This window comes from Streptococcus australis (genome assembly GCF_901543175.1).
In the GTDB taxonomy this organism is placed as follows: domain Bacteria; phylum Bacillota; class Bacilli; order Lactobacillales; family Streptococcaceae; genus Streptococcus; species Streptococcus australis_A.
This window is the reverse complement of record NZ_LR594040.1, coordinates 168,441-187,731: the sequence shown is the minus strand read 5'-3', so window position 1 is coordinate 187,731 and position 19,291 is coordinate 168,441. Positions and strand designations below refer to the sequence as shown.

The following is a 19,291-nucleotide window of genomic DNA, read 5'->3' as shown; positions in this document are numbered from 1 at the left end:
CTAGATCAGTTGAAATAGTTTGTTAGGTTTCTGTTACGCAGCTGACACAATTTTTTATTCCCCAGCTTCAAAAATGTAGGGAATATCTGCCAATGCTTGAATCCTCTGATTCCCTTCATAAGACGACTCTAAAAAGTTAATGCTTTGAATTCCGCTATTCTGGGCAAATTCCACATCCAAAGTCCGGTCCCCTATATAATAGGTGTTCTCAGGATTCAGCTGATACTTGTCTAGAAGATATATAGCCGCTTCTGGACTGGGCTTGCGCGCAAAACCACTCTGATTAGTTAAAATTTCTGTGAAATAACATTCCAAACCCAAGTCTCTTAGAATGGTAAAGGCATTGTCTCCTTTATGGGTATAAACAAACTGCAGAATCCCTGCTTCATCTGTCCAAGCCAACACTTCACGCGCACCTGGCATCAAAACTACCTGGGCATTCTTCTCAGCCAGACTCTGGGCACGCACCTGATTGAGCACTTCCGCATCCAGTTTTCGCTCTGCTGCCACCTGCTCCAGCAAATCCTGCACCGAATACTGGAGGATAAACTCTCTCACTTTCTCCTTGTCATAAGTAATAGAAAACTGACCAAAGGTTTCCTCAATCCCTGACAAAATCGCTTCGTAAGAGTCCAATAAGGTTCCATCTAAATCCCAAATAAAGACTGTTTTTTGCATTTCCTATCCTTTCAAGCTCATATAACTTTGGTAACGGTAGCGTAGAAATAACCATCGAAAACCATTGTCCAACAACGTTCCAGCCCAAATACCAGGTAAGCCCCAACCAAGAACAATCCCCATCAGATAGGCTGTCCCAATGCGGATACACCACATCCCGATACTTGTAGCATAAAAGGGGAGGCGAGCATTTCCCAAGCCCTGCCAAACCGCCGTATAAATAACTGTCCCTGTTGTCATAGGAGTTCCTAGTAGGGAAAAGAGCGTCACGAGGACACTGGCCTCAACCGCTACAGGATCGGTCGTATAGAGATGAGTCAGTGGTATTCCCAAGGCATAGATGCTGAGTGTCAAGGCCAACATAAGGACGAAAGAAAGCCAAAAGGTTTGTTTGCTTACCTCGTCTACTCTTTTCCAGTCATTCTCTCCAACTGCTCGAGCCACCTGCATGACCGTTGCCGTAGCGACGCCAAAGGCAGGCATGTAGTTAAACTGGGTCAAGACTTCTCCGACTGCATTTCCAGCTACTGCCTCCGTCCCAAAAGAAACAACTAAGGCAATGATAACGACATCTCCAGCTCTCATCATAAGGCGCTCTCCAGCTGCTGGTATAGCCAAAGTCAACAAATCCTTATCTAGACCAAAAGACGGCTTCTCACAAGGCAGTTTTAATTGCGACCATAAAATCACAAGACCAACCAAGCGAGACAGAATAGTCCCCCATGCAACACCAGCTATCCCCATATCAAGAACAAAAATAGCTAGACTTGAAAAGAGAATATTCAAGGCATTGGATAAAAAACTAACATAGAGGGGTAGACGTGGATTATGCGTTGCACGAATCAAAGCCCCTAAACTGGTCATCAACCCCAAAAGAACAATCGAACCACCCACTAAAGAAAGGTAGAGTCCACCACTCTCGGCCACATCCTGCTCAGTTCCCAAGAGCCCTATCATCTCTTGCCCAGCAAAGATGGCTAAGGCGCCTAAAAGTGCACTCAGAAATAGGGTTATCTTGAGAGCCTCTGTCACGTTATAAGACAACTTGGACTGATCTTTCTGCCCCAAACTTTTTGAAATAACACTGGAAATAGCAGCTCCCAGCGCAATAAAAATAGCTTGATAAATCGTGATAATATTGCTAGCCACTGAAACACCCGAAATAGCGATCAAGCCCAAGTGGGCGACCAAATAACTGTCCACCATCCCCATGAGCATCTGCAAAAAGTTTTCGCCCATAGCTGGCAAGGCTATGTTGAGAATGTCTTTATTTCTCTTAAACAATCTGTCCTCCTGATGAAAAGAAACTCAGTTGGTTTCCCAACCGAGTTCACTTCCTCTGTCTTAAAGTCCTAGATAAGCCTCAACCGCTACTTGCATGTCAGCCGCTGCCACTGTTGTCTTGTGACGAACTGGAGCCGTTTCAAGGCCATCCACTGCTGGTGGCACTGCCACTCCTGAAATGTCATGTAATTGAGCCAAGGCTTCAAAGTCAGTCAAGCCTGCTTTTCCTGTTACAGCTTCTACTGCAACCACTGGGAACTTGTATGGACTAGCTGTTGAAGCAATCACGGTCTTTGTTACATCGCCAGTAGCCGCTTGGTATTTTTTATAAACTGCTGAGGCAACCGCCGTATGAGGGTCCTCGATATAAGAATCTGACTCATAAACACGCTTGATTTCTGCTGCCGTTTCTTCCTCCGTCGCATACTCAGCTGCAAAGAGGTCCAGGATCTCTGCATCAAAATCAGTCAACTCATATTGTCCTCGCGTGTTCAAGGCATTCATAAGTTCAGCTGTCTTTTCAGCATTATTTCCCAAAAGATGGAAAATCAAGCGCTCCAAGTTTGAGGATACAAGGATATCCATAGATGGGCTAGTAGTTACCTTAAACTCACGTTTCTTGTCATAGACACGTGTTTTAAAGAAGTCTGTCAAGACATTATTGTCATTTGAAGCACAGATCAATTTGCCGACTGGTAGGCCGATTTGTTTCGCATAAAAGGCAGCCAAGATATTACCGAAGTTTCCAGTTGGTACTGTGAAGTTGACTTTTTCACCAGCCACAATCTCACCAGTCTTGACCAACTGCGCATAAGCATAGACATAATAAACAACCTGTGGTACCAAACGACCAATGTTCATAGAGTTAGCTGACGAAAACTGTAGCTTATTAGCAAGCAACTTTTCACGAAGTTCCACATCGTTAAACATGTGCTTCACATTTGTTTGCGCATCGTCAAAGTTACCGTCTATAGCGATAACATGAGTGTTATCACCAGTCTGAGTAGTCATTTGCAACTCTTGTACCTTGCTGACACCATCCTTTGGATAAAAGACGATAATCTCAGTGCCAGGAACATCTGCAAAGCCTGCCATAGCCGCTTTCCCAGTATCACCAGATGTCGCTGTCAAAATGACAATCTTGTTCTCCAAACCATGCTTTTTAGCGGCCGTCGTCATAAAGTATGGCAAGATAGACAAGGCCATATCCTTAAAGGCAATAGTTGACCCGTGGAAAAGTTCCAAGTTGTATTGACCATCAAGCTTGACCAAAGGGGTAATAGCTGGAGTATCAAATTTACTGTCGTAGGCATTGGTGATACAGTGGTCCAACTCTTCGGAAGTAAAGTCATCCAAGAAGGCTGACAAAACCAGCTTAGCCACTTCCTGATAAGAAGCATCTTTTAATGTGCTAAAATCCAAATCGACCTTTGGATAAGTAACTGGGGTAAAGAGACCGCCGTCCGTCGCCAAACCTTGCAAAATAGCTTGGCTAGCAGTTACTCTATTATTCGCATCACGCGTTGATTGATAAACTAATGTCATAATCTCTATCCTTTATCTATAGTCCATTCCATTATATCATGATTTTTCAGAAAATTCTCCCTTTATAAGAGAAATTATAGGCCCAATTCTTCTTTCAAAGACTGTAAATAGGTCATTTCTTGCTTACCTCTCTTATCCAAACCTTCCTCAGCTAGAAGGAGTAAGACTTTTGAAAACTCGACAATTGCAGTTTCTTCCTCATCTGTGAGCCTTTTCTTAGAAAATTGTCGCCTCAATGACTTATAATCACGACCAAATGTGGTAAAAAATGGTGCAGATTGCAAGTAAGCTTCTAACTTGTCTAAATTGAGCAACAAACCCAAATGAAAAGCCGTCGCAGAAAAGGTACGATTCAAGGGTTGCGTACAGACACTACGAAACTCAATAGTACCTCGAGTTGTCAAATCTTGGTACTGGTAACTACGGTGTGTCTGAAAGTCCTTTTCCTGAGGATAAAGAAGAATCTCTTTTCCATCAAGGGCGAAGGCGTGAATTTCTGGAGTTCCTAAGTAATCTTTTGCTCGAATTGGATAAAAATAATAGGTTTCGCCATCACGTTCCGCAGTAAAGATTGCAGAATGATCTAGATAATCAAAAAAATCATTATCGTCTTTGAAGAGTCTGGCATTGACACCTACATTTTCAGGATAAATCCCGTGCATGGACTCTTCCCAAAAAATATCCCTTGAAATCTTAGTATCCCAATCTTCTCCTGAAAACTCAGAATTGGCAAACAAATAAGCTTTTGCAGCTTCGATCTGAGTAAATGCGTTGATAACACGCAAATAGTTAGACTTTGAAACATCTAATTGAACTTGGCTTCCACAGATAAAAGCACCGTATTGCGGGTAATCATGTAAATCTGACCCTAGAACAGTTCTACTCAACTTCAAATAGTTCATTAACATTTGATAGCGTGCATAAGCAACCGGTTGATTCTCATTCTTCTCCCAGTATGGATGGATTCCAGAGCCAACTATGGCATGATTTACTTCCCCAAGTTTTTTCTGAATCAAATCCATGTAGTCTCTAAAACGCTCTTCAACCTCTTGGATGGATTTAGCCCTACCAAAGGCAAACTCGATAGTTGTATAGGAGACTTCAAACAAGATAGTATCCTGACTTACAGGATCTAGCAACTGAATTGGATTCCCAAAGTCATCTACTTTTTCGATACTAAAATCCAGAACGGATGGTAAATACCGAAAGAGATCCTTTACAACTTCACTATCTGTAGCTTTACCCTCTAAATTTACAATAGGATATTCTAACTCAATTCCCACAAATAAATCAGGCTTCTCTTTTATATTTTCTAAGTAGCGCTTCTTAAGCAAGTCAACAGAACGAGACATCAAACACCAACACTTTCATAATCAAAATAAATTGTGAATAAGTAATATTATACCAAAAAACAAGCCAAAAAATGAGAATATCACACAAAAATAATTATTGAACCATTATCACAACTTAAAATAGATAGAATTCAGAAGGAAATAAAAAAACAAGGCTCGAAAACCTTGTCTTTATTACTATACCGGCGGCCGGGGTCGAACCGGCACGTCCTTGCGGACACTGGATTTTGAGTCCAGCGCGTCTGCCAATTCCGCCACGCCGGCAAATAGTAACTGGGGTAGCTGGATTCGAACCAACGCATGAGGGAGTCAAAGTCCCTTGCCTTACCGCTTGGCTATACCCCAATAATATAAAATAGGCGAGTGATGGGGATCGAACCCACGCATGCCAGAGCCACAATCTGGTGTGTTAACCACTTCACCACACCCGCCATCATCTTATTAACACGGGCAGTAGGAATTGAACCCACACTGAAGGTTTTGGAGACCTTAGTTCTACCTTTAAACTATGCCCGTATCTATGGAAGGGGAGGGATTCGAACCCCCGAACCCGAAGGAGCGGATTTACAGTCCGCCGCGTTTAGCCTCTTCGCTACCCTTCCAGATTATCTACAAAATATGGCGCGAGACGGAATCGAACCGCCGACACATGGAGCTTCAATCCATTGCTCTACCAACTGAGCTACCGAGCCAAATTGCGGGAGCAGGATTTGAACCTACGACCTTCGGGTTATGAGCCCGACGAGCTACCGAGCTGCTCCATCCCGCGTTAATAATAAAAAGGAGGATGTGGGATTCGAACCCACGCACGCTTTTACACGCCTGACGGTTTTCAAGACCGTTCCCTTCAGCCAGACTTGGGTAATCCTCCAAAAATAGTCCGTACGGGATTCGAACCCGTGTTACCGCCGTGAAAAGGCGGTGTCTTAACCCCTTGACCAACGGACCATATTCCTAAATGGGCACGAGTGGACTCGAACCACCGACCTCACGCTTATCAGGCGTGCGCTCTAACCACCTGAGCTACGCGCCCAAGTTAAAAAACTTGGTATTGAACAAAGTTCAAAGCGGGTGACGAGAATCGAACTCGCGACAACAGCTTGGAAGGCTGTAGTTTTACCACTAAACTACACCCGCTAAAATGGGAGTTAACGGGATCGAACCGCTGACCCTCTGCTTGTAAGGCAGATGCTCTCCCAGCTGAGCTAAACTCCCAAAAAGGAAGTCTCTAAACTTCCTATTCTGCTAAGCGACTTCCATATCTCACAGGGGGCAACCCCCAACTACTTCCGGCGTTCTAGGGCTTAACTGCTGTGTTCGGCATGGGTACAGGTGTATCTCCTAGGCTATCGTCACTTAACTCTGAGTAATACCTACTCAAAATTGAATATCTATCAAATTACAAGTAAACCTCGCGCTTCGTATCCTCAGTTACTTTGGATAAGTCCTCGAGCTATTAGTATTAGTCCGCTACATGTGTCGCCACACTTCCACTTCTAACCTATCTACCTGATCATCTCTCAGGGCTCTTACTGATATAAAATCATGGGAAATCTCATCTTGAGGTGGGTTTCACACTTAGATGCTTTCAGCGTTTATCCCGTCCCTACATAGCTACCCAGCGATGCCTTTGGCAAGACAACTGGTACACCAGCGGTAAGTCCACTCTGGTCCTCTCGTACTAGGAGCAGATCCTCTCAAATTTCCTACGCCCGCGACGGATAGGGACCGAACTGTCTCACGACGTTCTGAACCCAGCTCGCGTGCCGCTTTAATGGGCGAACAGCCCAACCCTTGGGACCGACTACAGCCCCAGGATGCGACGAGCCGACATCGAGGTGCCAAACCTCCCCGTCGATGTGAACTCTTGGGGGAGATAAGCCTGTTATCCCCAGGGTAGCTTTTATCCGTTGAGCGATGGCCCTTCCATACGGAACCACCGGATCACTAAGCCCGACTTTCGTCCCTGCTCGAGTTGTAGCTCTCGCAGTCAAGCTCCCTTATACCTTTACACTCTGCGAATGATTTCCAACCATTCTGAGGGAACCTTTGGGCGCCTCCGTTACCTTTTAGGAGGCGACCGCCCCAGTCAAACTGCCCGTCAGACACTGTCTCCGATAGGGATAACCTATCTGGGTTAGAGTGGCCATAACACAAGGGTAGTATCCCAACAACGTCTCCTTCGAAACTGGCGTCCCGAAATCATAGACTCCTACCTATCCTGTACATGTGGTACAGACACTCAATATCAAACTGCAGTAAAGCTCCATGGGGTCTTTCCGTCCTGTCGCGGGTAACCTGCATCTTCACAGGTACTAAAATTTCACCGAGTCTCTCGTTGAGACAGTGCCCAAATCATTACGCCTTTCGTGCGGGTCGGAACTTACCCGACAAGGAATTTCGCTACCTTAGGACCGTTATAGTTACGGCCGCCGTTTACTGGGGCTTCAATTCATACCTTCGGATTACTCCTAAGCACTCCTCTTAACCTTCCAGCACCGGGCAGGCGTCACCCCCTATACATCATCTTACGATTTAGCAGAGAGCTGTGTTTTTGATAAACAGTTGCTTGGGCCTATTCACTGCGGCTGACATAAGTCAGCACCCCTTCTCCCGAAGTTACGGGGTCATTTTGCCGAGTTCCTTAACGAGAGTTCTCTCGCTCACCTGAGGCTACTCGCCTCGACTACCTGTGTCGGTTTGCGGTACGGGTAGAGTATGTTTAAACGCTAGAAGCTTTTCTTGGCAGTGTGACGTCACTAACTTCGCTACTAAACTTCGCTCCCCATCACAGCTCAATGTTACAGATATAAGCATTTGACTCATATCACACCTCACTGCTTAGACAGACTCTTCCAATCGTCTGCTTTAGTTAGCCTACTGCGTCCCTCCATCACTACATACTCTAGTACAGGAATATCAACCTGTTGTCCATCGGATACACCTTTCGGTCTCTCCTTAGGTCCCGACTAACCCAGGGCGGACGAGCCTTCCCCTGGAAACCTTAGTCTTACGGTGGACAGGATTCTCACCTGTCTTTCGCTACTCATACCGGCATTCTCACTTCTATGCGTTCCAGCACTCCTCACGGTATACCTTCATCACACATAGAACGCTCTCCTACCATACCTATAAAGGTATCCACAGCTTCGGTAAATTGTTTTAGCCCCGGTACATTTTCGGCGCAGGGTCACTCGACTAGTGAGCTATTACGCACTCTTTGAATGAATAGCTGCTTCTAAGCTAACATCCTAGTTGTCTGTGCAACCCCACATCCTTTTCCACTTAACAATTATTTTGGGACCTTAGCTGGTGGTCTGGGCTGTTTCCCTTTCGACTACGGATCTTAGCACTCGCAGTCTGACTGCCGACCATAATTCTTTGGCATTCGGAGTTTATCTGAGATTGGTAATCCGGGATGGACCCCTCACCCAAACAGTGCTCTACCTCCAAGAATCTCAATGTCGACGCTAGCCCTAAAGCTATTTCGGAGAGAACCAGCTATCTCCAAGTTCGTTTGGAATTTCTCCGCTACCCACAAGTCATCCAAGCACTTTTCAACGTGCCCTGGTTCGGTCCTCCAGTGCGTCTTACCGCACCTTCAACCTGCTCATGGGTAGGTCACATGGTTTCGGGTCTACGTCATGATACTAAGTCGCCCTATTCAGACTCGGTTTCCCTACGGCTCCGTCTCTTCAACTTAACCTCGCATCATAACGTAACTCGCCGGTTCATTCTACAAAAGGCACGCTCTCACCCATTAACGGGCTCGAACTTGTTGTAGGCACACGGTTTCAGGTTCTATTTCACTCCCCTCCCGGGGTGCTTTTCACCTTTCCCTCACGGTACTGGTTCACTATCGGTCACTAGGGAGTATTTAGGGTTGGGAGATGGTCCTCCCAGATTCCGACGGGATTTCACGTGTCCCGCCGTACTCAGGATACTGCTAGGTACAAAGACTATTTTAAATACGAGGCTATTACTCTCTTTGGCTGATCTTCCCAAATCATTCTTCTATAATCTTTGAGTCCACATTGCAGTCCTACAACCCCGAAGAGTAAACTCTTCGGTTTGCCCTCCTGCCGTTTCGCTCGCCGCTACTAAGGCAATCGCTTTTGCTTTCTCTTCCTGCAGCTACTTAGATGTTTCAGTTCACTGCGTCTTCCTCCTCACATCCTTAACAGATGTAGGTAACAGGTAGTACCTGTTGGGTTCCCCCATTCGGAAATCCCTGGATCATCGCTTACTTACAGCTACCCAAGGCATATCGTCGTTTGTCACGTCCTTCTTCGGCTCCTAGTGCCAAGGCATCCACCGTGCGCCCTTATTAACTTAACCTTATTAACCTAATTTTTTCAAAAATTAGAAAACTCATTAAATACTTACAGCGTTTCGGTTTATTTTCTTGTTACTATTTGATATAGATATTCAATTTTCAATGTGCATTACTTGGTGATCTCTCACCAATGGAGCCTAGCGGGATCGAACCGCTGACCTCCTGCGTGCAAAGCAGGCGCTCTCCCAGCTGAGCTAAGGCCCCACAAGACCTCTCAAGACTAAACAAGACCAATGTGCAGTTCCTTATCCTTAGAAAGGAGGTGATCCAGCCGCACCTTCCGATACGGCTACCTTGTTACGACTTCACCCCAATCATCTATCCCACCTTAGGCGGCTGGCTCCTAAAAGGTTACCTCACCGACTTCGGGTGTTACAAACTCTCGTGGTGTGACGGGCGGTGTGTACAAGGCCCGGGAACGTATTCACCGCGGCGTGCTGATCCGCGATTACTAGCGATTCCGACTTCATGTAGGCGAGTTGCAGCCTACAATCCGAACTGAGATTGGCTTTAAGAGATTAGCTTGCCGTCACCGGCTTGCGACTCGTTGTACCAACCATTGTAGCACGTGTGTAGCCCAGGTCATAAGGGGCATGATGATTTGACGTCATCCCCACCTTCCTCCGGTTTATTACCGGCAGTCTCGCTAGAGTGCCCAACTGAATGATGGCAACTAACAATAGGGGTTGCGCTCGTTGCGGGACTTAACCCAACATCTCACGACACGAGCTGACGACAACCATGCACCACCTGTCACCTCTGTCCCGAAGGAAAACTCTATCTCTAGAGCGGTCAGAGGGATGTCAAGACCTGGTAAGGTTCTTCGCGTTGCTTCGAATTAAACCACATGCTCCACCGCTTGTGCGGGCCCCCGTCAATTCCTTTGAGTTTCAACCTTGCGGTCGTACTCCCCAGGCGGAGTGCTTAATGCGTTAGCTGCGGCACTAAACCCCGGAAAGGGTCTAACACCTAGCACTCATCGTTTACGGCGTGGACTACCAGGGTATCTAATCCTGTTTGCTCCCCACGCTTTCGAGCCTCAGCGTCAGTTACAAGCCAGAGAGCCGCTTTCGCCACCGGTGTTCCTCCATATATCTACGCATTTCACCGCTACACATGGAATTCCACTCTCCCCTCTTGCACTCAAGTTAAACAGTTTCCAAAGCGTACTATGGTTAAGCCACAGCCTTTAACTTCAGACTTATCTAACCGCCTGCGCTCGCTTTACGCCCAATAAATCCGGACAACGCTCGGGACCTACGTATTACCGCGGCTGCTGGCACGTAGTTAGCCGTCCCTTTCTGGTAAGATACCGTCACAGTGTGAACTTTCCACTCTCACACTCGTTCTTCTCTTACAACAGAGCTTTACGATCCGAAAACCTTCTTCACTCACGCGGCGTTGCTCGGTCAGACTTCCGTCCATTGCCGAAGATTCCCTACTGCTGCCTCCCGTAGGAGTCTGGGCCGTGTCTCAGTCCCAGTGTGGCCGATCACCCTCTCAGGTCGGCTATGTATCGTCGCCTTGGTGAGCCGTTACCCCACCAACTAGCTAATACAACGCAGGTCCATCTGGTAGTGGTGCAGTTGCACCTTTTAACATCTTACCATGCAGTAAAATGTCTTATGCGGTATTAGCTATCGTTTCCAATAGTTATCCCCCGCTACCAGGCAGGTTACCTACGCGTTACTCACCCGTTCGCAACTCATCCGCTCGGTGCAAGCACCAAGCTTCAGCGTTCTACTTGCATGTATTAGGCACGCCGCCAGCGTTCGTCCTGAGCCAGGATCAAACTCTCATTAAAAGTTTGAGTTCTCACTCATTTCTGTCACTGACAGATTTATTGTTTTTTTTCATTGTTCAGTACTACAACCTTAGTTGTAGTGCCCTGCACATTGGTTCGTCTTGTTCAGTTTTCAAAGGTCTTTGTCACTCAATCCCTCTCAAGCGACAACTATATTAGTATATCACAGCTGTTCACCGATGTCAACACTTTTTTGAAACTTTTTTTACTTTTTTCATCCCTGCGATATACCCATAGTCCGTACGGGATTCGAACCCGTGTTACCGCCGTGAAAAGGCGGTGTCTTAACCCCTTGACCAACGGACCTTGAGTTTTTCAACTCTTTCTATTATACCTACTTTTTCAACTTTGTCAAGAACTTTTTTCCTCTTTATCGAAATTCTGAAAAGATTAGGGAAAGAGCCAGTTAAACTGACTCCTTCTATTTATCTTGCCAATTAGTCGCACGTTCCTCTCCCCACCAGTAAGGGATCAACTCGGCAACTTTGATTGTTTTTCTTGTTTCGTAGTTCATCATGAACTCTGCTTCTTTATTTTCAGCATTCAGTTCTAAGAGGAATTCTCTGCATGCGCCACAGGGCATACCTGAACTTTCACCGTAGGGTGGCTTATCTCGAAAGGCCAGGATTTTCTTAACTTTAGTTTGTCCTGAAAATTGATACATATTGAAGAGAGCCGCTCGTTCTGCACAGAGATGAAAAACGCCACAAGTACCCTCCATACAAAATCCTGTGAATATTTGACCATCTTCTGCTTCTACCGCAGCAACGACATGGTTAGCATAAACAAAGTCAGAAACTTCGTGGGGATTGTATAATATTCGTGCTTCTTCATACATCTTTTCCCATGTATCCATTGGTAGTCCTTTCTATTTAGAAATCTCTTTCAGTATATTTTCGATATGCTGGATTGACTTCTCGCGTCCGAGTAAGAAAATGGTATCTGGTAATTCTGGTCCGTGCATTTCACCAGATACAGCAATTCGAATAGGCATGAAGAGATTTTTCCCTTTAATACCTGTTTCTTTTTGGACTGCTTTGATTTGTGGGAAGATATTTTCTGTCACAAATTCTTCATCTGTCATTGCTTCTAGTTTCGCTTTGAAGGCTTCTAGAACAACCGGAACGGTTTCTCCTGCCATGACCTCGCGTTCAGCGTCTGTCAACTCTGGGAAATCTGAGAAGAAAAGATCTGTCAATGAAACGATTTCGTCCACTGACTTCATTTGTGGCTTGTAGAGTTCTACCATTTTTTCAGATTTGTCAGTCAAACGTCCTGCTTCTTCTAAGTATGGTTTAGCCATTTCAAAGATAGTAGCAAAATCTGCTCTCTTGATGTAGTCGTTACTCATCCAGTCTAGTTTCTTCTGGTCGAAGGCTGCTGGAGACTTGCTGAGGCGGTTTTCATCAAAGAGTTTAATCAATTCCTCACGAGAGAAAATTTCATCTTCGCCACCTGGGTTCCAACCAAGAAGAGCGATAAAGTTAAAGACTGCTTCTGGCAAATAGCCTTTTTTACGATAATCTTCGATAAATTGGAGGGTGTTGGTATCGCGTTTAGACAACTTTTTACCCGTTTCAGAGTTGATAATCAAGGTCATGTGACCGAATTCTGGAGCTTCCCATCCAAGCGCTTCATATACCATAAGCTGTTTTGGAGTATTGGCAATATGGTCATCACCACGGATAACATGAGAAATCTGCATATCGTGGTCATCAATCACAACGGCAAAGTTATAAGTTGGGTAACCGTCTTTCTTTTGGATTACCCAGTCACCACCGATATTGCCACCTTCAAACTCGATATCACCTTTGACCATATCATGCCACTTGTAGATACCAGACTCATTAACTGCCAAACGAACCGTCGGGATAATACCTGCTGCTTCACGTTCTGCGATATAAGCTGCTTTTTCTTCTTCGCTCATACCAAGGTATTCGTTAATGTAACGAGGTGTTTCGCCAGCTGCTTCTTGACGTTCGCGTTCAGCTGCCAACTCTTCTTCTGTAACGTAAGATTTGTAAGCCTTGCCTTCAGCTAACAATTGGTCGATGTATTTTTGATAGAGTTCCAAACGCTCAGACTGGCGGTAATTTTCATGTGTTTCTGGACTTTCATCCCAGTCCATGCCTAACCAACGAAGGTTTTCAAGCTGTGAACGCTCACCATCTTCGACATGGCGTTTTCGGTCAGTATCTTCAATACGGATGATAAAAGTTCCACCATGATGGCGTGCGTAGAGGTAGTTAAACAATGCTGTACGGGCATTTCCGATGTGTAAAAGTCCTGTTGGACTTGGTGCGTAGCGTACGCGGATATCTTTTGACATAGTTTCTCCTATAAAGTCTCTAGGCGTCTGCCTTTTTGCTTTCTATATTATATCACAAGTCTCGCCTGAGTCCAATTCCTACGGATAAAGAGAGTAAAAAGAGTGGGCAAGCCACTCTTTTCTTCTATTATAGACGTGCGTTAAGCTCTTTACTCAATTCTTCAAATCCTGGTTTTCCAAGAAGGGCAAACATGTTACGTTTGTAGGCTTCAACACCTGGTTGGTCAAATGGGTTGATGGCATTCAAGTAACCTGAAAGGGCGATTGCCAACTCGAAGAAGTAGATAGTGTAGCCAAGAGTGAAGGCATCTTGCTCTGGAAGAGTAACGTACATGTTTGGTACATCACCGTCTGTGTGGGCAAGAAGAACACCGTCAGTTGCTTTTTTGTTTACAAAGTCAACGTCTTTTCCTTGAAGGTAACCAAGTCCGTCAAGGTCTTCTTCCAAAGTAGGAATGATCACGTTCTTGCGCGGTTTGTCAACACGGACAACTGTTTCAAACATGATACGAGTTCCCTCTTGGATAAATTGACCCAATGAGTGCAAGTCAGTTGAGAAGTTAGCTGAAGTTGGGTAGATCCCTTTTTGGTCTTTCCCTTCTGATTCACCAGCCAATTGTTTCCACCATTCTGAGAAGTATTGAAGTGATGGTTCGTAGTTTACCAAGATCTCAGTAGCGTAGCCTTTACGGTAAAGGATATTACGTACTGCTGCATATTGGTAAGCTTCATTTTCAGAAATCTTGTCTGAAGTGTAGTCTTTACGAGCTGCGTTGGCACCTTCCATAAGAGCTTTGATGTCTGCACCTGATGCTGCGATTGGAAGCAAACCAACTGCTGTCAATACTGAGAAACGTCCACCGATGTCATCTGGAACCACAAATGTTTCCCAACCGTTAGCATCTGCTTCAACCTTAACAGCACCTTTTTGGCGGTCAGTTGTTGCATAGATACGTTTGTTGGCTTCTTCTTGACCGTATTTCTTAACCAAGAGTTCTTTGAAGACACGGAAAGCGATGGCTGGTTCTGTTGTTGTGCCTGATTTAGAAATCACGTTTACTGAGAAGTCTTTGTCAGCTACGTACTCTACCAAGTCAGCAAGGTAAGTAGATGAGATTGAGTTTCCTGCGTAAAGGATTTGTGGAGCTTTGCGTTCTTCTTTTGTTTGCAAGTTAGCAAAGTGGTGATTCAAGAAGTCGATGGCTGCTTTAGCACCAAGATAAGATCCACCGATACCGATCACAACCAAGACATCGCTATCTGACTTGATTTGCTCAGCAGCTTTCAAGATGCGGTCGAATTCTTCGCGGTCGTAATTTTCAGGAAGGTCCAGCCAACCCAAAAAGTCGCTACCAGCACCAGTTCCTTTGCGGATCAATTCGTCTGCAGCTGTTACTTGTGCTTGCATGTATTCCACTTCATGTGGGGCAACAAATTTGTCTAAAACTTTTGAATAATCAAATTTAATATGTGACATGATAATCCTCCAAAATTTCTTCTTTTCTATCATAACGCTTACCTTCGATTTTTTCAAGCTTTTTTATTGAATTTGCCCAATTTTTATCAGAATTCAAACGTTTGCGTAAATTTGCTAAAATACAAAAATCTGAAAGGACGAATAAAAACGGCTAGAGACTCTAACCGTTACAATTCATTTAATAAATACTCAAATAGTTCTAAATTGCCGTCTTCTTCATTGACCAGAAACTCTGGGTGCCACTGCAAGCCGATGATACGATGCTCATCGATAGACTCAATCGCTTCGATGGTCTGGTCTCTTGGATCAATAGCAGTCACACGGAAATTAGGTGCTAGATCTTTGATACTTTGACGATGGACTGAGTTGACCTGACTTTCTTTGCCAAACAACTTAGCCACCACGCTTCCTTCTACTGTCTCAATAGAATGAGAGGTTCCAAAAGGCAAACCTTGCCAGTGACCTTCAATTTCTTGGTGAAGAGTGCCACCAAAAGCAACATTGACCAGCTGAACCCCACGGCAGATTGCCAAAATGGGCTTATTCTGATGAAGTGCTTCTCTCAAGAGTGCCAATTCAAATTCATCACGGACTAGATTGTAATCGTCGCTCTCAATGGTCTTTTTCTCTCCATAAAACTGAGGATGGACATTTTGCCCACCTGTCAAGATGAGTTTGTCGATCATTTCCACATAATCGCGCACAATGGACTCATCCCCTACAGGAATCACTAAAGGGAGACCACCGACTTGACGAATGCTCTCTGCAAATTTACAGGATACAGATGAGTGAATGTTTTTCCCTTCTGCATCTACAGGACATAGATTTGCAGCAACTCCTACAACCGTTCTAGCCATGATGTGTCTCCTTTCGATTTTCTTGCGACAGTCTTATCTTATCACTCCAACCCTTTCCTGTCTAATATGTTTTTTTAAAGACCGTGATAAGTATTTTTTATGGACAAGAAAAAGTTGCCCAATGAGGACAACTTCTTTTTTATTCGAAGACAAATTGATTGTGATACAGTTCCGAGTAGAAGCCTCCGAGTTTGAGCAACTCGTGATGATTTCCACGTTCAATGACCTCTCCATCTTTGAGGACAATAATCTGATCGGCATTGAGGATGGTCTTGAGGCGATGGGCAATCACAAAACTGGTTCGTCCTGCAACAACTGCCTCCATAGCATGCTGAATCTTGCTTTCTGTTACGGTATCGACATTGGAAGTCGCTTCATCTAAGATTAGGACTTGAGGATCTGTCATCAAGGTTCGAGCGATGGAAATCAATTGTTTCTGACCAGTTGAGAAGATGTTTTGCTCATCATCAATAAGGGTATCATACTTATCAGGCAAGCTTTCGATATAGTCATGGATATGAGTTGCCTTAGCAGCTGCTTCGACCATTTCCTGACTGGCATCTGGCACACCAAAGCGGATATTGTCCCGAATCGTTCCACTAAACAAGACCGAATCCTGCAAGACAATACCGACTTTGCTCCGCAGGCTATCCAAGTCGTAGTCACGGATGTCTTTGCCATCAAAGCAAATGCTACCTGCATCCACATCATAGAAACGATTGATGAGGTTCATGATGGTCGTTTTCCCTGAACCAGTCGGACCTACAACTGCTATCATCTGCCCTTTAGGAGCTGAAATGCTAACATCTTTTAAAATCGGCTTGTCTGGCACATAAGAGAAATCAATATGACTAATTTCAACACCTTCTCGTAATTCCGTAAAGGCTGTTGCATTTTGCGGACGGATTTCTTCTTCTGCATCAAACATTTCTTGGATACGATCCGCCCCAGTAAAGGCCAACTGGAGGCTTCCCCAACTCGCAGCCACCTGGATAATCGGCTGGTAGTACTGCTGAGAAAATTGGGTAAACATAACAATCAAACCTAGGGCTGTCGTTGTTTCGATACTTGGATCGTTCAGCAAGATCGCCGAACCTGCAAAAATGACGATGGCCGTATTGACCAAGCTCATCCCATTCATAACGGGAAAGAGGATACCTGAGAATATTCTCCCCTTAAAGGTCGCCTTGCGCACGCGCTCATTTCGCTCCACAAAGCCTGCTACGATGTCGTTTTGAATTCCTTGTACAATAACAGCTTTCTGTCCAGAAATACTCTCGTCCATATAGGCATTGAGTTTTCCGACTTCTTGTTGCTGGATGTTGGTGTACTTGCGAGCCATTTTTACAATAAAAACCAGCATGAGAAAGGCTACTGGTGTACTGGCAATGGTAATTAACGCCAGCGTCACATTTTTTGAAAACATGACAAAAATCAAGCCGATGTAAAGAGCAATATTGCTCATAACTTGGACCAAACTTTCATTGAAAGCCTGAAGGATATTGTCCAAGTCACTAGTGAAGCGTGAAAGGATATCGCCATCTTGATGGCGGTCAAAGAAAGAAACAGTCAAACGCGAAAGCTTGCCAAAGAGGCCCTTACGCATCTCATTTGTCGACTCAGAAATAATACGGGTCATCAAAATCATGTAAATCAAACTGGACACAACCAAGACCAGCACAACCATGGCTAGATTCAGCATCAGAGCTGACAAACTTTGCCAGGCTAGTTCTGAGGTCCCATTTTGATAAGCCAGAACCAGATTAGCGAGCTCCGTGACTGCTTGGCCTGAAAAAACAGGAAAGAGGGCTTGGGCAATTGTCGCCACCGCAACCATCAAAATCACAATGACAAAGGAGAACTTGTAAACTTTAAAATAATTCCAGAAAAATCGAACTGTTTTCATTTTATTCCTCCTTTCCCTTTTGTGTTTCGTAGATTTCACGGTAGACAGCATTGTTAGCTACCAAGTCTGCATGCCTTCCTTCTCCAATCAATCGCCCTTGGTCCAATACCAAAATCTTGTCTGCATGGACGACTGAACTGATTTTTTGAGCGATGATAATGGTTGTTGTCCCTTTCAGGTCTTTGTTCAAAGCTTCCTGCACAAGTCTTTCTGACTTGGCATCCAAGGCCGAAGTCGAATCGTCAAAAATTAGGATACGGGGATTGCTGACAATCCCACGGGCAATCGACATCCGTTGTTTTTGCCCACCAGAAAAGTTGGTGCCACGTTCTTCGACCTGACTCTCAAATTTGTTTTCCATGCGGCCGATAAATTCGCTGGCTTGAGCGATTCGTGCTGCACGTTCCAGTTCGGACACGCTGGCATTGCCTTTTCCTTGACGAAGATTATCTGCAATGGTCCCACTAAAGAGAATAGCACGTTGCAAGACGATGGAAACCGTTTTACGCAAGGTTCCCTCGCTGACGTCTCGAATATCCTTGCCACCAATCTTAATAGAGCCCTTCTGTGGATCAAACAGTCGTGGAATTAGCTGAGCAAGGGTGGACTTACCTGCCCCAGTCGCTCCAACCACACCGACCATCTGACCTGGTGAGACTTCAAAACTTACATTCTTAAGCATGGGTTCTTCATCGGTAGGGTAAGTGAAGGTCACATTTTCAAAAGAGAGACTTCCTTCTAACTCTTCATCTGGAAGATCCTTAAAAGTCATCGCTGGCTCGGTATCTAGCACTTCTCGAATTCGCATCATAGAAATCATACCACGACTGACTGTATTCCCCAAAAAACCTATCATGACAATGGTGAAAATAATCTGACTGAGATAGTTAACAAAAGATGCAAGGGAACCAACGACAGACGAATCGGATTGAGCCATTCCACCAACCAGCCAGATTGAAAGAAAAACTGCTCCATATCCGACTAACATCATAAAGGGCTGCATTACAGAAAAAGCATAACCGATGTAGAGATTTTGACCCAGAAGCTCATCTGAAACCTCAGTAAACTTGTTAAATTGCTCTTTTTCTTGCACAAAGGATTTAACCACACGCACACCACGTAGATTTTCCTTGGCGATGGCATTAATTCGTTCAAGAAGGGTTTGAAACTTGGCAAAGCGCGGCCCCATCATCCCCATCATGATACCTGTAAGCGCAAAAATCAGCACTACCATAAGGACAATTACCCACCAAAGCGAAGGCAGGGTGTGAACCGCTAAGATAAAGGAACCGATAAAAAGCAAAGGAAGACGGAAAAGGATTTGGAAAACCATCATCACCATATTCTGAATTTGGTTAATATCGTTGGTCATACGGACTACTAAATTCCCAGCGTTAAACTGCTCAATGTTGGCATAAGAAAAGGTTTGGATCTTACGAAAAGCATCTTCCCGAAGATCCGAAGATACCCCCTGAGCGATATAGGCAGCAAGAATAACATTGACACCACCTGCAACCAGACCTACGAGGGCTACTCCTATCAACCATGCCCCAATACTATAAATAGCCTCATGTCGGCCAGCCAGTAAAGCCTCTAAAACCTCCTGCAAGTATCGTGGTTGCAAGAGAGAACTGGCAACCATTAGACCTGTCATAACCAAAGAGGCCAAGGCATACCATTTATAAGGTTTTATTTTTTGAATCAGCATACTTCCTCCTAATCA

General features: G+C 44.9%; 10 protein-coding genes, 14 tRNA genes and 3 rRNA genes. All 27 read right to left on the bottom strand.

Features of this window, described 5'->3' with window-relative positions; all coding sequences use genetic code 11:
• Positions 1–54: 54 nt before the first annotated feature.
• The 27 genes from FGK98_RS01095 to FGK98_RS00960 all read right to left on the bottom strand — a co-directional run bounded on the left by FGK98_RS01095 (position 55) and on the right by FGK98_RS00960 (position 19,276).
• Positions 55–678, bottom strand: coding sequence for an HAD family hydrolase (locus tag FGK98_RS01095; protein WP_138099690.1), 624 nt, complete (start codon positions 676–678; stop codon positions 55–57).
• Between the two features lie 3 nt (positions 679–681).
• Positions 682–1,962, bottom strand: coding sequence for an MATE family efflux transporter (locus tag FGK98_RS01090; RefSeq protein WP_138099689.1), 1,281 nt, complete (start codon positions 1,960–1,962; stop codon positions 682–684).
• 60 nt (positions 1,963–2,022) lie between these two features.
• A complete protein-coding gene (thrC, locus tag FGK98_RS01085) occupies positions 2,023–3,507 on the bottom strand; it encodes a threonine synthase (RefSeq protein WP_138099688.1) in 1,485 nt (494 codons plus the stop codon).
• Between the two features lie 74 nt (positions 3,508–3,581).
• Positions 3,582–4,859, bottom strand: coding sequence for a gamma-glutamylcysteine synthetase (locus FGK98_RS01080; protein ID WP_138099687.1), 1,278 nt, complete (start codon positions 4,857–4,859; stop codon positions 3,582–3,584).
• Between the two features lie 180 nt (positions 4,860–5,039).
• Positions 5,040–5,123: transfer RNA gene (locus FGK98_RS01075), tRNA-Leu, on the bottom strand.
• Between the two features lie 9 nt (positions 5,124–5,132).
• Positions 5,133–5,204, bottom strand: a tRNA-Gln gene (locus tag FGK98_RS01070).
• A gap of 13 nt (positions 5,205–5,217) precedes the next feature.
• A tRNA-His gene (locus FGK98_RS01065) sits at positions 5,218–5,290 on the bottom strand.
• A gap of 14 nt (positions 5,291–5,304) precedes the next feature.
• Positions 5,305–5,375 (bottom strand) — tRNA-Trp (locus tag FGK98_RS01060).
• A gap of 5 nt (positions 5,376–5,380) precedes the next feature.
• Positions 5,381–5,461: transfer RNA gene (locus FGK98_RS01055), tRNA-Tyr, on the bottom strand.
• A 17-nt stretch (positions 5,462–5,478) separates the two neighbouring features.
• A tRNA-Phe gene (locus FGK98_RS01050) sits at positions 5,479–5,551 on the bottom strand.
• Positions 5,552–5,554: 3 nt separating this feature from the next.
• Positions 5,555–5,628 (bottom strand) — tRNA-Met (locus FGK98_RS01045).
• A 12-nt stretch (positions 5,629–5,640) separates the two neighbouring features.
• A tRNA-Ser gene (locus tag FGK98_RS01040) sits at positions 5,641–5,730 on the bottom strand.
• A gap of 5 nt (positions 5,731–5,735) precedes the next feature.
• Positions 5,736–5,807, bottom strand: a tRNA-Glu gene (locus FGK98_RS01035).
• 11 nt (positions 5,808–5,818) lie between these two features.
• Positions 5,819–5,892: transfer RNA gene (locus FGK98_RS01030), tRNA-Ile, on the bottom strand.
• A 33-nt stretch (positions 5,893–5,925) separates the two neighbouring features.
• A tRNA-Gly gene (locus FGK98_RS01025) sits at positions 5,926–5,996 on the bottom strand.
• 5 nt (positions 5,997–6,001) lie between these two features.
• Positions 6,002–6,074: transfer RNA gene (locus tag FGK98_RS01020), tRNA-Val, on the bottom strand.
• Between the two features lie 29 nt (positions 6,075–6,103).
• A 5S ribosomal RNA gene (gene rrf / locus FGK98_RS01015) occupies positions 6,104–6,219 on the bottom strand.
• Between the two features lie 76 nt (positions 6,220–6,295).
• Positions 6,296–9,197, bottom strand: a 23S ribosomal RNA gene (locus FGK98_RS01010).
• A gap of 129 nt (positions 9,198–9,326) precedes the next feature.
• Positions 9,327–9,399, bottom strand: a tRNA-Ala gene (locus tag FGK98_RS01005).
• A gap of 51 nt (positions 9,400–9,450) precedes the next feature.
• Positions 9,451–10,999 (bottom strand): 16S ribosomal RNA (locus FGK98_RS01000).
• The 16S, 23S and 5S rRNA genes sit together here with 14 tRNA genes alongside, the layout of an rRNA operon.
• A gap of 234 nt (positions 11,000–11,233) precedes the next feature.
• Positions 11,234–11,305 (bottom strand) — tRNA-Glu (locus tag FGK98_RS00990).
• A 115-nt stretch (positions 11,306–11,420) separates the two neighbouring features.
• Positions 11,421–11,855 (bottom strand): cytidine deaminase family protein, encoded by a 435-nt coding sequence (locus FGK98_RS00985; protein WP_138099686.1) that lies wholly within the window; start codon positions 11,853–11,855, stop codon positions 11,421–11,423.
• Positions 11,856–11,867: 12 nt separating this feature from the next.
• Complete coding sequence (gene gltX, locus FGK98_RS00980; RefSeq protein WP_138099685.1) at positions 11,868–13,328, bottom strand: glutamate--tRNA ligase; 1,461 nt, start codon at positions 13,326–13,328, stop codon at positions 11,868–11,870.
• Positions 13,329–13,455: 127 nt separating this feature from the next.
• Entirely contained in the window at positions 13,456–14,805 is a 1,350-nt protein-coding gene (locus FGK98_RS00975) for a glucose-6-phosphate isomerase (RefSeq protein WP_000018246.1), read from the bottom strand.
• A 167-nt stretch (positions 14,806–14,972) separates the two neighbouring features.
• On the bottom strand, positions 14,973–15,662 hold the full coding sequence (locus tag FGK98_RS00970; RefSeq protein ID WP_138099684.1) for a gamma-glutamyl-gamma-aminobutyrate hydrolase family protein: 690 nt from the start codon (positions 15,660–15,662) through the stop codon (positions 14,973–14,975).
• A 139-nt stretch (positions 15,663–15,801) separates the two neighbouring features.
• Entirely contained in the window at positions 15,802–17,568 is a 1,767-nt protein-coding gene (locus FGK98_RS00965) for an ABC transporter ATP-binding protein (RefSeq protein ID WP_138099683.1), read from the bottom strand.
• Position 17,569: 1 nt separating this feature from the next.
• Positions 17,570–19,276, bottom strand: a complete 1,707-nt coding sequence (locus FGK98_RS00960) for an ABC transporter ATP-binding protein (protein WP_138099682.1) — start codon at positions 19,274–19,276, stop codon at positions 17,570–17,572.
• Positions 19,277–19,291 lie beyond the last annotated feature (15 nt).

Excerpts from the sequence above, each read along its gene's own strand:
- FGK98_RS01095 (WP_138099690.1), bottom strand. The coding sequence starts at position 678 with ATGCAAAAAACAGTCTTTATTTGGGATTTAGATGGAACCTTATTGGAC.
- thrC (WP_138099688.1), bottom strand. The coding sequence starts at position 3,507 with ATGACATTAGTTTATCAATCAACGCGTGATGCGAATAATAGAGTAACT.
- FGK98_RS01080 (WP_138099687.1), bottom strand. The coding sequence starts at position 4,859 with ATGTCTCGTTCTGTTGACTTGCTTAAGAAGCGCTACTTAGAAAATATA.
- FGK98_RS00985 (WP_138099686.1), bottom strand. The coding sequence starts at position 11,855 with ATGGATACATGGGAAAAGATGTATGAAGAAGCACGAATATTATACAAT.
- gltX (WP_138099685.1), bottom strand. The coding sequence starts at position 13,328 with ATGTCAAAAGATATCCGCGTACGCTACGCACCAAGTCCAACAGGACTT.
- FGK98_RS00975 (WP_000018246.1), bottom strand. The coding sequence starts at position 14,805 with ATGTCACATATTAAATTTGATTATTCAAAAGTTTTAGACAAATTTGTT.
- FGK98_RS00970 (WP_138099684.1), bottom strand. The coding sequence starts at position 15,662 with ATGGCTAGAACGGTTGTAGGAGTTGCTGCAAATCTATGTCCTGTAGAT.
- FGK98_RS00965 (WP_138099683.1), bottom strand. The coding sequence starts at position 17,568 with ATGAAAACAGTTCGATTTTTCTGGAATTATTTTAAAGTTTACAAGTTC.
- FGK98_RS00960 (WP_138099682.1), bottom strand. The coding sequence starts at position 19,276 with ATGCTGATTCAAAAAATAAAACCTTATAAATGGTATGCCTTGGCCTCT.